This window comes from Moraxella haemolytica (assembly GCF_030177935.1).
Taxonomy (GTDB): domain Bacteria; phylum Pseudomonadota; class Gammaproteobacteria; order Pseudomonadales; family Moraxellaceae; genus Moraxella; species Moraxella haemolytica.
In genome coordinates this window covers 343255-357249 of record NZ_CP089974.1, presented here as the reverse complement: position 1 = coordinate 357249, position 13995 = coordinate 343255, and the positions used below count along the sequence as shown (strand labels likewise).

General features: G+C 40.7%; 15 protein-coding genes and 1 pseudogene. 6 read left to right on the top strand and 10 right to left on the bottom strand.

Annotated elements, in window-relative coordinates; translation table 11 throughout:
• The 9 genes from rplV to LU276_RS01545 form a co-directional block, all read right to left on the bottom strand.
• Complete coding sequence (rplV, locus tag LU276_RS01585; RefSeq protein WP_036364312.1) at positions 1-330, bottom strand: 50S ribosomal protein L22; 330 nt, start codon at positions 328-330, stop codon at positions 1-3.
• A 9-nt stretch (positions 331-339) separates the two neighbouring features.
• Positions 340-615, bottom strand: coding sequence for a 30S ribosomal protein S19 (gene rpsS / locus LU276_RS01580; protein ID WP_284673950.1), 276 nt, complete (start codon positions 613-615; stop codon positions 340-342).
• A gap of 12 nt (positions 616-627) precedes the next feature.
• The gene (gene rplB / locus LU276_RS01575) at positions 628-1455 is read right to left on the bottom strand and encodes a 50S ribosomal protein L2 (RefSeq protein ID WP_284673949.1); all 828 of its coding nucleotides are present in this window, start codon (positions 1453-1455) and stop codon (positions 628-630) included.
• 11 nt (positions 1456-1466) lie between these two features.
• On the bottom strand, positions 1467-1796 hold the full coding sequence (gene rplW / locus LU276_RS01570; RefSeq protein ID WP_284673948.1) for a 50S ribosomal protein L23: 330 nt from the start codon (positions 1794-1796) through the stop codon (positions 1467-1469).
• A complete protein-coding gene (gene rplD, locus LU276_RS01565; protein ID WP_284673947.1) occupies positions 1793-2395 on the bottom strand; it encodes a 50S ribosomal protein L4 in 603 nt (200 codons plus the stop codon). Before rplD ends, rplW begins: the two co-directional genes overlap by 4 nt.
• Positions 2396-2409: 14 nt before the next feature.
• On the bottom strand, positions 2410-3048 hold the full coding sequence (gene rplC, locus LU276_RS01560; RefSeq protein WP_284673946.1) for a 50S ribosomal protein L3: 639 nt from the start codon (positions 3046-3048) through the stop codon (positions 2410-2412).
• 50 nt (positions 3049-3098) lie between these two features.
• On the bottom strand, positions 3099-3410 hold the full coding sequence (gene rpsJ, locus LU276_RS01555; RefSeq protein ID WP_003656991.1) for a 30S ribosomal protein S10: 312 nt from the start codon (positions 3408-3410) through the stop codon (positions 3099-3101).
• Between the two features lie 510 nt (positions 3411-3920).
• Positions 3921-5408, bottom strand: coding sequence for an Rne/Rng family ribonuclease (locus tag LU276_RS01550; protein WP_284673945.1), 1488 nt, complete (start codon positions 5406-5408; stop codon positions 3921-3923).
• A gap of 76 nt (positions 5409-5484) precedes the next feature.
• Positions 5485-6090, bottom strand: a complete 606-nt coding sequence (locus tag LU276_RS01545; RefSeq protein ID WP_284673944.1) for a Maf family protein — start codon at positions 6088-6090, stop codon at positions 5485-5487.
• A 274-nt stretch (positions 6091-6364) separates the two neighbouring features.
• Here LU276_RS01545 and gatC point away from each other — a divergent pair, with 274 nt between their 5' ends.
• From gatC to LU276_RS01515, 6 genes and pseudogenes are all read left to right on the top strand, one after another.
• Complete coding sequence (gene gatC, locus LU276_RS01540; RefSeq protein ID WP_284673943.1) at positions 6365-6667, top strand: Asp-tRNA(Asn)/Glu-tRNA(Gln) amidotransferase subunit GatC; 303 nt, start codon at positions 6365-6367, stop codon at positions 6665-6667.
• A gap of 383 nt (positions 6668-7050) precedes the next feature.
• The gene (gene gatA, locus LU276_RS01535; RefSeq protein ID WP_284673942.1) at positions 7051-8526 is read left to right on the top strand and encodes an Asp-tRNA(Asn)/Glu-tRNA(Gln) amidotransferase subunit GatA; all 1476 of its coding nucleotides are present in this window, start codon (positions 7051-7053) and stop codon (positions 8524-8526) included.
• Positions 8527-8580: 54 nt separating this feature from the next.
• Positions 8581-9522 (top strand): class A beta-lactamase, encoded by a 942-nt coding sequence (gene bla / locus LU276_RS01530; protein WP_036364342.1) that lies wholly within the window; start codon positions 8581-8583, stop codon positions 9520-9522.
• A gap of 33 nt (positions 9523-9555) precedes the next feature.
• Complete coding sequence (gene gatB / locus LU276_RS01525) at positions 9556-11022, top strand: Asp-tRNA(Asn)/Glu-tRNA(Gln) amidotransferase subunit GatB (RefSeq protein ID WP_284673941.1); 1467 nt, start codon at positions 9556-9558, stop codon at positions 11020-11022.
• A 73-nt stretch (positions 11023-11095) separates the two neighbouring features.
• Positions 11096-12766, top strand: coding sequence for a DUF262 domain-containing protein (locus LU276_RS01520; protein ID WP_284673940.1), 1671 nt, complete (start codon positions 11096-11098; stop codon positions 12764-12766).
• A gap of 231 nt (positions 12767-12997) precedes the next feature.
• Positions 12998-13124 (top strand): annotated as a pseudogene (locus LU276_RS01515) (IS1595 family transposase); the annotation flags it as partial.
• A 36-nt stretch (positions 13125-13160) separates the two neighbouring features.
• Here the strand turns inward: LU276_RS01515 and LU276_RS01510 are convergent.
• Entirely contained in the window at positions 13161-13931 is a 771-nt protein-coding gene (locus tag LU276_RS01510) for an IclR family transcriptional regulator (protein ID WP_284673939.1), read from the bottom strand.
• Positions 13932-13995 lie beyond the last annotated feature (64 nt).

The following is a 13995-nucleotide window of genomic DNA, read 5'->3' as shown; positions in this document are numbered from 1 at the left end:
TTATGCTCCTACTTTAACAGTGATGTGACAAGTGCGTTTGCTGATGCGGTCAGCACGACCCTTGGCACGGGGCATAATACGCTTCAAAGTAATGCCTTCATCAACATAGATGGTGGAAACACGCAAGGTGTCAATATCCAAGCCATTGTTGTGCTCAGCATTAGCAATGGCTGATTGCAAGCATTTCTTAACCAGTTTAGCACCTTTTTTATTACTAAAGGTCAAGATATCCAAAGCGCGCTCAATTGGCTTACCACGAACTTCGTCCGCAACCAATCTTACTTTTTGTGCCGAAATAGCAGCACCACGTAATTTTGCAGTTACTTCCATGGTAGCACCTTATCTCTTAGATTTCTTATCAACGCCATGACCACGATATGAACGGGTTGGGGCGAATTCACCAAGTTTATGGCCAACCATTTGCTCGCTCACAATAACAGGTACATGAGTACGACCATTGTGAACTGAGATGGTTAGACCTACCATTTGTGGCAGAATCATCGAGCGGCGTGACCAAGTCTTGATTGGTTTGCGACTGTTGCTCTCAAGAGCATCTTCAACCTTGGCAAACAAATGCGCATCGATAAATGGGCCTTTTTTCAATGAACGAGGCATGAAACTTTTCCTTTATTTCTTGGCACGACGGCGACGGATGATCATATTGTCAGTACGCTTGTTAGAACGAGTCTTAAGACCCTTAGCTTTCTGACCCCAAGGACTGGTAGGATGTTTACCAAAATTGCGTCCTTCACCACCACCGTGTGGGTGATCAATCGGGTTCATTGCCGTACCACGAACGGTAGGACGAACACCACGCCAGCGTGCTGCACCTGCTTTACCAAGTGATTTTAGGTTGTTTTCAGTGTTGGACACTTCACCAATAACCGCACGGCAATTAGCGTGAATACGACGGGTCTCGCCCGAACGCAAACGAACAATCACATAAGCACCGTCACGACCCAACAGCTGAACTGCAGCACCAGCAGAACGAGCGATTTGTGCACCCTTGCCGATTTTTAGTTCGATGTTGTGAATAACAGTACCCACTGGGATATTTTTAAGTGGCAAGCAGTTACCTGGACGAATTGGAGAATTCTCACCAGATTGAACCTGATCGCCTACAGCCAATTTTTTAGGTGCAATGATATAACGACGCTCACCATCTGCATACTTTAATAGAGCAATGTGTGCAGTACGGTTTGGATCGTATTCAATGCGTTCAACAGTTGCAACGATACCATCTTTATTGCGTTTAAAGTCAATCAGACGGTAATGTTGTTTGTGACCACCACCAATATGACGGGTAGTGATACGGCCGTTGTTGTTACGGCCACCAGTTTTTGCTTTTGATTCAACAAGTGGTGCATAAGGACGACCTTTATAAAGGTGTGGATGCACTACTTTTTCAACAAAGCGGCGACCTGGTGATGTAGGTTTTGCTTTTACGATAGGCATGTCTTGTATCCTTATTCGTTAGTCGCTGTTTCACTAGTGACTTCCTCACCAGCACCGATTTGTACGTCTGAACCTGACTTTAAGGTTACATACGCTTTTTTAACATCAGAGCGTTTGCCCACAATACGACCAAAACGCTTAGTTTTACCTTTAGTATTTAGGGTGTTTACTTTAACAACCTCAACACCTTCAAACATTAGCTCAACAGCTTGTTTGATGTCGCGTTTTGTTGCATTGCTGTCAACTTTGAAAACTTGAACGCCCAAGCTGTCGCCAAGACGCTGAGATTTTTCAGAGAATACAGGGGCTTTTAGCACTTGATATAATCTTGCGTTACTCATGCTAGTGTCTCCTCAAATTGTTTGGCAGCTTCCACAGTCATGATAACTTTATCAAAAGAAACCAAGCTTACAGGGTCAACCTCACGAGTACCCAATACATTTACATGTGGGATATTGCGAGCAGCTAAGTACAAATTCTCATCAACTTCATGAGTAACAATCAATGCGCGTGGTGCATTTAGCTCTGCTAATTTTGCAACCAAACCTTTGGTTTTTGGTGCATCAACAGTGATGTTGTCAACCAATACCAAACGCTCTTGGCGTACTAGCTCTGCCAAAATGCATTGCATTGCACCGCGATACATTTTTCTATTTACTTTTTGTGACCAGTCTTGTGGTTTTGCTGCAAATGCACGGCCACCACCAACCCAAATTGGGCTACGGATAGAACCAGCACGAGCACGGCCAGTACCTTTTTGACGCCATGGCTTTTTACCACCGCCAGAAACTTCGCCACGAGTTTTTTGTGCACGAGTACCTTGACGAGCACCAGCTAGGTATGCAGTTACGACTTGGTGTACCAAGGCTTCATTGAACTCACGACCAAAAGTCGTTTCTGATAGTTCAACCGCCGCACCTGTAACAGTTTTTAAATTCACGTTAATCCCCTCAACTAGGCTTTGACTGACGGACGGACGATTACATCGCCACCATTAGCACCTGGAAGTGCGCCTTTGATAACCAGTACACCTTTTTCAGCATCAATAGACACGATTTCAAGACCTTGTACAGTAACACGCTTGTTACCCATTTGTCCTGGCATCTTTTTGCCTTTGAATACTTTACCTGGAGTCTGGTTTTGACCAGTAGAACCAAGTACACGGTGTGATACAGAGTTACCGTGAGTTGCATCTTGAGTGCGGAAGTTGTGACGCTTTACACCACCTTGGAAGCCTTTACCTTTAGACTGGCCAGTAATATCAACTAGCTGACCAACTTCAAATAAATCTACCAAAATGTTTGCACCGACTTCACGACCTTCTAATTCGCTCTCGTCTGCACGGAATTCCCAAACACCACGACCAGCGGCTACGCCAGCTTTTGCGAAGTGTCCCTTTTGGGCAGCAGTTACACGGCTGTCACGACGCACACCAGTAGTGATTTGAATTGCGTTATAGCCATCGGTGTCTACTGTTTTGATTTGAGAGATGCGGTTTGCGTCAACCTCGACTACTGTTACAGGGATAGATACACCTGCTTCAGTAAAGATTCGGGTCATGCCGCATTTTTTACCGACTAAACCAATCGCCATTTTAGACCTCTTACTTTAATAATAGTTTATATTAAACCAGTTAAGTTCAATTAGCCTAGGGCGATTTGAACATCAACACCGGCAGCCAAATCCAATTTCATCAATGCATCTACTGTTTTATCAGTAGGCTGTACGATGTCAATCATGCGTTTGTGGGTGCGAATTTCATACTGGTCGCGAGCGTCTTTGTTGACGTGTGGTGATGTCAATACATTGAACCGCTCAATACGAGTCGGCAAGGGAACAGGGCCACAAACTTGTGCGCCTGTGCGCTTTGCAGTATCGACAATCTCTTGTGCCGACTGGTCAATCAGACGATGGTCAAAAGACTTTAGTCGGATACGGATTCTCTGGTTAGCCATGCCAACAAGCTCCTAAATTAAGTGCTTTATAAAACTTCCATCATCACAAGATGACTTCAGCTATACCATTTTTTTCAACTCTTTTGTCAAAAGCAATGCTTTTAGACAAAATAATCCAATCCCTGCCCGTCATGTAAAAATACTAGACAGCAGGGGTGTTGTTATAGTGCCAAAAACGATGCTTCGGCTGTGGCGTTGTCCTTTTTAATTCTCTATCATTTTTGTAGAGAACAATTTTTATCAAATTTATTCTTTTCAATCACGATAAAGCGGATCAAAAAGCGCAACGCTAAAATATAATGAAACCATATTATACATTAAAAATGACTTAATGCAAGTTTTTTATTCAGTTTTTATGGGTGAATGACAATATTTTTATTGGATATTCTTCGCTTATTGGCTCTTGTGTTTTTGTGAAAAACATACCCCAATCTTTTGGGCTTATCTCATTAACCATACCAAAAACAATGTCAGGCTCATTTATTTTTTCAGTTATTTTAACATCATCTTTTAAAAATCATCAATGATGGCTGAATGATGGCTGATGGCGTACTGCTCTTGATGATAGTTGGTGGCAACTTTTAGTTGTATTTGTGCATTGAGCGTATGCTCCAAGTGTTGCACCATGCTTTTTTCATGGACAGCTAAATGGTCTATCACCACTGGGGCAGCAAGAATATCAATGACAATAGGCTTGTGAGCAGAACACCCGATCGTCTGCACAATTTTGCGAATAATCTCAAAAGCAACCGTCTCGTTACTTTTTACCATACCAGTACCGCAACACGCCTCACAAGGCTGACAAAGCTGCTGAGCAAGGCTCTGATGGGTTCGTTTGCGTGCCATCTCAATCAGCCCCAATGGACTTACGGACATGATATGCGTTGGCGTCTTATCACGGCTTAGTTCGTGCTTTAGGGTGCTTAATACCGCATCTTTATGGTGCTGTGCTTTCATGTCAATAAAATCGAGAATGATGATACCGCCAAGCTGTCGCAAACGAATCTGTCTGACAATAGCCCAAACCGCCTCTAAGTTAATCTGATAGATGGTCTGTTGTGGCGAATGCTTACCCACATATGAACCCGTATTGACATCAATGGTTGTCATGGCTTCGGTTTGGTCAATCACCAAATAACCGCCTAAAGGCAAATCAACCCTACTCTTTAGTGCCTGCTGAATTTGTTCTTCTACATCGTACTTATCAAACAGTGGCTTATGGTAGGCGTACCGATGAAGCTGTGATAGACCAGATGGCACAATTTGCAAGAAAAAATCCTGAATACTGTGATACATCTGTTCATCATCCACCCAAATTTGCAAATCATCAAGCGAACTGTCTCTTAGATGGCGTAAAGGCAAGGGTAGCTCTTGATGGATGAGCTGATGTTTGAGCTTGTGAGTTTTAGCTTTGGTGAAACCATCGCTGAGTGCCTGCCAAAGATGATACAGACGATTTAAATCCCCATCTAGACCATCTTCATCCATCTTGGTCGCTGCCGTACGCACAACGACACCCCCCATCACGCCTTTTTGTGTTATTAGGGTGGATAGCACATGCTTTAATCGTTGGCGTTCTTTTTGTGGTTTAATGCGTGATGACAAGCCAACACCCACACCCAAAGGGCGATAGACCAAGTAACGACCGACCAATGCAATGTCCGTGGTCAATCTTACCCCTTTATCCCCCACCCCACCTTTGATAATCTGCACCAAGATACGCTCACCCTGATAAAATAACTGCTCTATCTTAAAGTTAGATTTTTGGGCGGACTGTTTCACATCATCAATGTGCAAAAAGGCTGTACGAGCCAAACCAATATCCACAAAGACCGCCTGCATACCTGTCAAAATACGCACCACCGTTCCCAAATAAACATCACCAACTTGTCCTAGCTGACGATGATTTTCAATGTATATCTCATCAAGTACGCCATCTTGTACCACAGCAAGGCGTGTCTGCATGGGCAGATGATTGATTAAAATTTCTTTGGTCATGCTAATTGGTCTTTTTAAGTTTGTTTGTAAATTGTATTTAAATACGATTGGTTTTTTAATGAGTGATATTTTGGTTTTAATTAGCACAATCAGTTTTCATCATATCCACCACCTGAGTCATCAGCTCTAGCGTTTGAGCAAGGGGTAACCCCACCACATTGGTATAACTGCCGTTAATTTCCTTAACCCACGCCATCGCACCGCCCTGAATGGCATACGCTCCTGCTTTATCCGCAGGCTCGCCTGTCTGCCAATAACGCACCATCATCTGATTGCTCAGTTTCACAAAGTGGACTTGAGTACGGCAAATCATGCTCTGCCTAGCAGTCAATCGACCACCTTGAATACCACTGACACACACCGCCGTCCAAATCTCATGTGTCGCCCCTGATAGCTTAGCCCACATGGCAAAAGCATCGTCTTTATCGGTGGGTTTGGTCAGCACCTGACCATCTTCTAACACGCCAATGGTGTCTGCAGTAATAATAAGTGCTTCATCATCACCCATCAGCTCAATCGCCCTATCCGCTTTGGCATGCACCATACGCATGGCATAATCTGTCGCACGCTCGTTGTCATAGCAAGATTCATCAATCGGTGCATTCATGATATCAAAATCCACACCTGCCACTCTTAGCAACTCTTGACGGCGTGGCGAAGTAGATGCCAAAATCACACGCATACCAAACCCTCTAATCTATCAGTACCCATGACCAACCAGCTTTCATTTAAAATCTTAAAAAAGCACGACAAGCTCAAATTATACCTTATTTTACACCCAAAAACCCCAAAAACAAGTAAGACACATGGTTTTTTGGGATTTTTATGATCAAGTTTTGAGCAAAATAAGTGTTAAAGATGTTGTCAATTATCAAGATATGTTACAATAAGCACCATTTTATACAACCGATACCAAAGCATTTTTCTACTAAATAAGTCAGCAAATAGGATTAATCATGAGCAATACCCTAACCAGTACTGATATCTTAAATGTCGCCAAACTCTCTCGCCTTGCCATTGACGATGTCAAGTGCGACAGTTACGCTAAAGATATTGGCAAAATCTTATCCATGATGGATGTACTATCACAAGTGAACACTGATGATATTAAACCCCTGACCAATGTTCATGATGGCGTGCAAATGCTACGCCCAGATGTAGTGGACGCAAACGGTCTTGGGGTCAATCGTGAAGCCAATCAAAAGATCGCCCCCGCTGTACAAGATGGGTTATATTTGGTTCCGCAGGTGATTGAATAGCACAATGACTAAGCCCCATGAAGCAACCTAAACCTTGTCGCCAACAGTGCATCTTGTATCACACAGATGGCAATAAGAAGCATATCACAGGGGCAAAACTTGATTTGGTAACATTGGAGCCCTAAGGGATAAAAACTTGGAGTCTTAAACACAGACCCCATCCAATATCTCAAACATGATCAGTGTTTGGGCAGATGATAGAAGTTTTTAAAATACGCCAAAAGTATTAAAACTTTATTTTTATAAGCTTAAGCATCAAAAAGAACATCGCCCACACAAAAACTTTTTTTAAAGACCATGCGTCAAAAGGTCATACAACCCCAAATCAACAAAGCAATAGCCCAAGATTACTTACTTTAAAACATACCAATTAAGAGAAAATCATGACAAACTTCCACACCCTGTCCGTCCGTGAACTTGCCGATGGTTTACAAACCAAACAATTTAGCTCGGTTGAATTAACCCAGCACTTTTTAGACCGTATCGCCACCCACGATAAGGCAATCAATAGTTTTATTACCGTAACGGCTGAATCTGCCCTAGAACAAGCCAAACTTGCCGATGAGTTAAGAGCAAATGGCGACACTCGCCCCCTATTGGGCGTACCGATGGCTCACAAAGACAACTTATGCACCCAAGGCGTTTTGACCACTTGTGGCTCAAAAATGCTGTCAAACTTTGTCGCCCCTTATAGTGCCACTTTGGTAGAAAATATTGCAAATCAAGGATTTATCAGTCTTGGCAAGCTCAACATGGACGAATTTGCCATGGGTTCGGACAATGAAAAATCCTACTTCGGAGCAGTACACAATCCCTATGACTTGGATCGAGTGCCTGGCGGTTCGTCTGGTGGCAGTGCTTCTGCGGTAGCAAGTGGCTTTGTGCCTGTTGCTACAGGCTCAGACACAGGTGGCTCAATTCGCCAGCCCGCCAGTTTCTGTGGGGTAACAGGCATCAAGCCCACTTATGGGCGAGTATCTCGCTTTGGCATGGTGGCATATGCATCAAGCCTAGATCAAGCAGGAGCGTTTGGGCGGTCAGCTGTAGATTGTGCCTATCTTTTACAGGCGATGGCAGGCTTTGACCCAAAAGACAGTACGAGTGTCAATTTACAAGTACCCAACTGGGTGGGCGAGCTTGACAAAGTACCAAGCGACAAACCACTTAGCGGACTAAAAGTGGGCGTACCGCAAGAATATTTTGGCATAGGGTTAAATGCTGATGTTAAAGCCAAAATTGAAGACGCTTTAAAAGTCTATCAAGACTTAGGGGCGACTTTGGTAGATGTGCATTTGACCGACCCACAAATTACCCTTGCCACTTATTATCTTCTTGCCCCTGCCGAAGCCAGCTCCAACCTATCTCGCTTTGACGGTGTCCGCTATGGCTATCGCTGTGAAAATCCTGCCGATTTGCACGATTTGTACACTCGTTCACGCTCGGAAGGCTTTGGGGCGGAAGTGCAACGCCGTATCATTATGGGAACTTATGCCCTAAGTGCAGGTTATTTTGATGCGTATTATGTCAAGGCTCAAAAGGTAAGACGATTGATTTTAAACGACTTTTTAAAAGCCTTTGAAACCTGCGACATCATCGCCACGCCAACCGCCCCAACGGTTGCCTATAAACTTGGCGAAAATCTCTCCCCTGCCGAAATCTATATGGGCGATGTCTATACCATTGGCGTGAATTTGGCGGGCTTACCAAGTTTGTCGCACCCTGTGGGCTTTGTTGGTGGCTTGCCTGTGGGCTTACAGCTGATTGGCAAACATTGGGCGGAAAGCGAACTTCTAAAAACCGCTCATGTGTATCAGGCGAATACCAAGTTTCATCAAGAGATGCCGGATTTGGTGAAGTGATTTTGGATTTGGGATAAATGATAAATTTATCCCAAGCAATAAAAGGAGATAATGATGCAACGCCGTCATTTTTTACAAAAAACCTTATTGGCACTACCTATTATTTTTTCTGGCAATTTATTAACTGGATGCAAAACGAGTTTATCCAATAACCATTTACCTAATGACAAGATAACAAAAAATCCAAATTTATTACAAAATAAATTAAAAGAAATATTGCCAATTTGGGAAAATAAATTTAATGCCAAAATTGGTATGACGATTATTGCTGACAGTGGTGAAATATCCAGCCATCGTGGTGATGAATATTTTCCTGTTAATAGCACCATTAAAGCCTTTATCGCAAGCCATATATTATTACTTGTAGATAAAGGAAAATTGGATTTAAATGAAAAAATCATTATTAAAGAAAGCGATTTGATAGAATATTCTCCTGTCTGCAAAAAATACTTTAATGAAAATAAACCAATTTCTATTAGTGAATTGTGCGAAGCTACCATAACACTGAGTGATAATGGCTCTGCCAATATCTTGTTGGATAGAGCTGGGGGCTTGACTGCATTCAATCAATTTTTGAAAGAGATTGGGGCGGATATGGTGTTAGCAAATAATGAACCTTTACTAAATCGCTCACATTATGGTGAAACCAGTGATACCGCAAAACCAATTCCTTATACAAGAAGCCTAAAAGCATTGATTACAGACAATATCCTATCCAATCAAAGCAAAGAACAGTTGATAACTTGGCTTATCAATGATAAAGTTGCTGATAATTTATTGAGAAAATATTTACCAAAAAATTGGCGAATTGGCGACAAAACAGGCACAGGTAGTGAATCAAAAAATATCATTGCTGTGATTTGGAATGAAAATAATAAATCTTATTTTGTCAGCTTATTTATCACTCAGCCACATGATGGTAAATCCCTTGATTTTAAAAATCAAAAAGATGAAATAATGGCACAAATTGGTAAAGAAATTTATCCATTTTTATAACCCATTAAATTTTTATAGTTAATAGGAAAATTTATGACTAACCAAGCCCCCCTAATTGACGGCTATGAAGTTGTTATCGGCATTGAAATCCATTGCCAATTAAACACCGCCACCAAAATTTTCTCGCCCGCCAGTACCGAATTTGGGCAAGAACCCAACACACAAGCCAACATCATTGATTTGGCAATGCCCGGCGTATTGCCAGTGTTGAACGCCGATGTCGTTGAAAAGGCGGTCAAATTTGGCTTAGGGGTAAACGCCCAAATCGGACAAATGAACGCCTTTGACCGCAAAAACTACTTCTACCCAGACTTACCAAAAGGCTATCAAACTAGCCAAATGGCACACCCTATCGTAGGGCAAGGTTATATTGATATCCTTGTAAACGCAGGGGCAAAAGATGAATACACCAAACGCATTGGCATCACAAGAGCCCACCTTGAAGAAGACGCAGGTAAATCCGTACACGATGCCGTGCCACAGATGACAGGCGTGGACTTAAACCGTGCTGGTACACCACTTATTGAAGTCGTCTCCGAACCTGACATTCGCTCAGCAGACGAAGCAGTTGCCTATGTTAAAACCATTCACGAACTGGTTACATGGCTTGGCATATCAGATGCGATTATGGCAGAAGGCAGTTTCCGTGCTGACATCAATGTCTCAGTGCATAAGCCGAACACACCCTTTGGCACTCGCTGTGAATTAAAAAACCTAAACTCATTTCGCTTTATTGAACGAGCGATTAAGTCAGAAATTGAGCGTCAAATTGATGTGCTAGAAGATGGCGGAAAAATCATTCAAGCCACAAGGCTTTATGACCCTCAAAAAGACGAAACACGAGCAATGCGAACCAAAGAAGAAGCCAACGATTATCGCTACTTCCCCTGCCCTGATTTATTGCCTGTGCTGATTAGCGATGAAACATTACAAGCAATTAAAAAAGCAATGCCAGAGTTGCCAAGCGTGCGAAAAGAACGCTTTGCCAATGAGTTAGGTCTATCAGCTTATGATGCCAATGTGTTAAACGGCAGCCGAGAATTATCTGATTATTTTCTAGAAGTTATTGAAAAAGTCGGTAAGAATAATGCCAAAATTGCAGCCAACTGGATCATGGGCGATTTATTAGGCTCATTAAATAAAAACGAGCTAAGCATTATCAATTCACCCATCAATGCCGAACGCTTAGCAGGACTTATCGCCCGTATTTTGGATAATACCATCAGTGGTAAAATCGCCAAAGAAGTGTTTAATTATCTTTGGGAATCTGATAAAAGTGCCGATGGCATTATTGATGAGCAAGGGCTAAAACAAGAAACCAACACAGGGGCGATTGAAGCGATTATTAAAGAAGTTTTGGCAAATAATCAAGCAATGGTTGATGAATATAAAGGCGGAAAAGAAAAAGCCTTTAATGGACTGGTCGGACAAGTGATGAAAGCCAGTCGTGGTAAAGCCAATCCAGCACAGGTGAATGAATTGTTGAAGAAGTTGATTTAATGCGATAAAATTCAAATACCAAATTGGTGTTTGAATTTTTTTAAAGTTTTTAAGTAAATTCAGGAGCGATGCAATGGCAGAACTCACCGTTAATAAAAAATCCATTAGTGAATTGTTTACAAATACACATTTTTTTATTCCAGATTATCAAAGACCTTATGAGTGGGATATTGAAAATTGTGAAACGCTTTGGAATGATATTATTGATTTTTTTAATAATCAAGAAAGTGATGACGATAATTATTTTTTGGGAACAATTGTCTATTATCCAAACAAAAAGCAATCTGAACTAATTGACGGTCAGCAACGAACCACATCGCTGATGTTATTATTGAGAGCATTTTATAAGCAATTAGAAGAAATGCAAGAAGATGAACAAGTTATTGGTCTTAAAAACCAATTAGCTCCTTGCCTTTGGGATATCAATAAAATTTCCCAAAAAGTAGATGACAAAAGCAAAATTCACATCGTCTCAGAAGTCATTACCGAGCAAGACAACTTAATATTTCGTGATATTTTAGAAAATGGTATCGCCAACCAAAATAACAATGACAATTATTCAAAAAATTATTTGTTTTTTCAAAAAAAGTGTAATGAGTTTGCACAAAAAAGTCCAATGGCTTGGAAAGAACTGTGCATTACCATTATTAGCCAATGTATTATTTTACCGATTGAATGCGATACCCAAGATACTGCACTCACAATTTTTTCCACATTAAATAATCGTGGTTTACCGCTATCTGATGCAGATATTTTTAAGGCTCAACTGTATAAAAAGAGCAAAGATAGAAAAGACTTTACCGATACTTGGAAAGAATTAACGCAAATTTGTAAACAAGCCAATATTAGTATTGATGATGTGTTTCGTTATTATATGCACATTTTAAGAGCAAGGGACGGTAATGCTGGAAAAGAAATTGGCTTGCGTAGATTTTATACAGAAAATAAATCCGCACAGCTTGATAAAGTTAATATTTTAGAAATTCTTGAATTAGCAAATTTTTGGAAGTTTATTTTTCAAAACTATAAAGATAGTGGTGTTAATTACAAATTTTCACTCAATTCAAAAAAATGGTTAAATTGCTTTCGTCATTACCCCAATGACTATTGGAGATATGCGGTAAGTGTTTTCTTTATGAAATATAAAGATGATGAAAATTTTGAAAGTCTTTTTGAACAGATGTTGGAAAATTTATTGTCATTTTTATTTGCAAAATTTATTGATAAGCCCACCGTCAATGCAATTAAAGATAATATTTTTAAAGCCTGTGTTGCATTTGAAAAATCAACCAATCATCAATACCAATATGATTTTGAATTACATAGTGATTTGTTTTTGCAAAGAATTAGTGAGCATTCATCATCAAAAATAACAAGAGCTTTATTGATTTTACACGCTTATTTAAATAAAAATCAAAAAGACTTAATAGATGGTAATTTTGATATTGAGCATATTTTTCCAACCAAATGGCAAGACACCAATTACAATGGTTGGAACAAAAATGATGCGGATACTTATTTGAATAATATTGGGAATAAAATTGTTCTTGAAACAAAACTAAATATCCAAGCAGGTAATGGTTATTTTGGTAAAAAGAAAGAAAAATACAGCCAATCAAAAATTACTGTTATACAAGAATTGGCAAATTATCCAAAAGATGACTGGCTAAAAGAAGATATTACCCAACGAGAAAAGCAAATCAAAAAAGACTTAATTGCTTTTTTTGATAAACATAAGCATTAAATATTTGCTATAAAAAACAACTACCCAAAACAACAAACCCCAAAATAACTTGGGGTTTGTTTTATTTGTTAGGAGTACTTAGACAGTCACACTTAAATAACAGCCTTATTCCGCCAAAAAATCTTAACTTGCGATAGAATGTCATTTAGCTCAAAAAGCTAAAAACCCCTTGATGGCAAGATAAGGCTTGATGAAAGCTATTTTGGTGGCATTCATAAAGGCATTTGAGCACTTAGCAAATACAATGGTATTAACAAGAAAAACTTTTCATCTTTTTATCAAAGAATGTGAGTTTAGATTTAATTACAGTACATCATCACAAAAGCTGAGAACTTTGAGAAAATGGTGTGGGGCTTGAACTTAATCTACGTCAGCCCCCCTTTAGTTTAATTACTTACTCCACAAACCCAAGCCGATTCTCTATTTTACTAGCAAGGGCAATTAAAGACACGCTCACCTCTTCCTTTTTTTGTTCATACTCATGATAAGGAAAACTGGCGGCAAGCCCTGCTACCGCCTTGCCATGCACATTTCTAATATAGGTCCCCAAACAATACATACCCATTCTAAGTTGCCCATTGTCCAGTGAAGTGTGTGTTTGTTTAACTTGTTCAAATTCGCCTGCCAGCACTTCAAAGCTCTGTACACTGTTTGGTGTAAAGGGTATAGGCAGGCCATCAGCATACATCGCACGCACATCTTCAAAAGGCAAAGTGCTCATCATCGCCTTACCTGTTGCCGAAAATGCCGCTGGCACGCGTACGCCTGCCCGAAAGGTAAACCCAAGTGGCAATGGACTTTCATGGCACGCCAAATACACCACTTCGCCTTTGGCATGGTCAAGCGTAGATAGTGTAATGGTATTTAATGCCAACATAGGCTCAGACAAAATCAGCTCATAAAACAAGGCAATTACTTCTTGTTGCTGTTCAAATTTGCCCGCCCAATATAGTAAATACGACCCCAAAAAAAACAAATTGTTCTCATCTCGCCTAAGCACGCCTTTTTGAAGCAAGGTATTTAAAAGATTATGCATACTGCTTTTAGGTAAGCCTAAATCTTTAGCAATTTGAGCGGCACTGACAGGGCGTGGCGATTCGGTTACATAATCCAAAATAGCAAAGGCCTTGTCTAAAGCGGGGACGCTGGTTGGTATCTGGGACATGAGAGGTTACCTTAAGGATATTGCCGTTATTGTAACAATTTAATGCTTTTTTTGCAAAAAATCC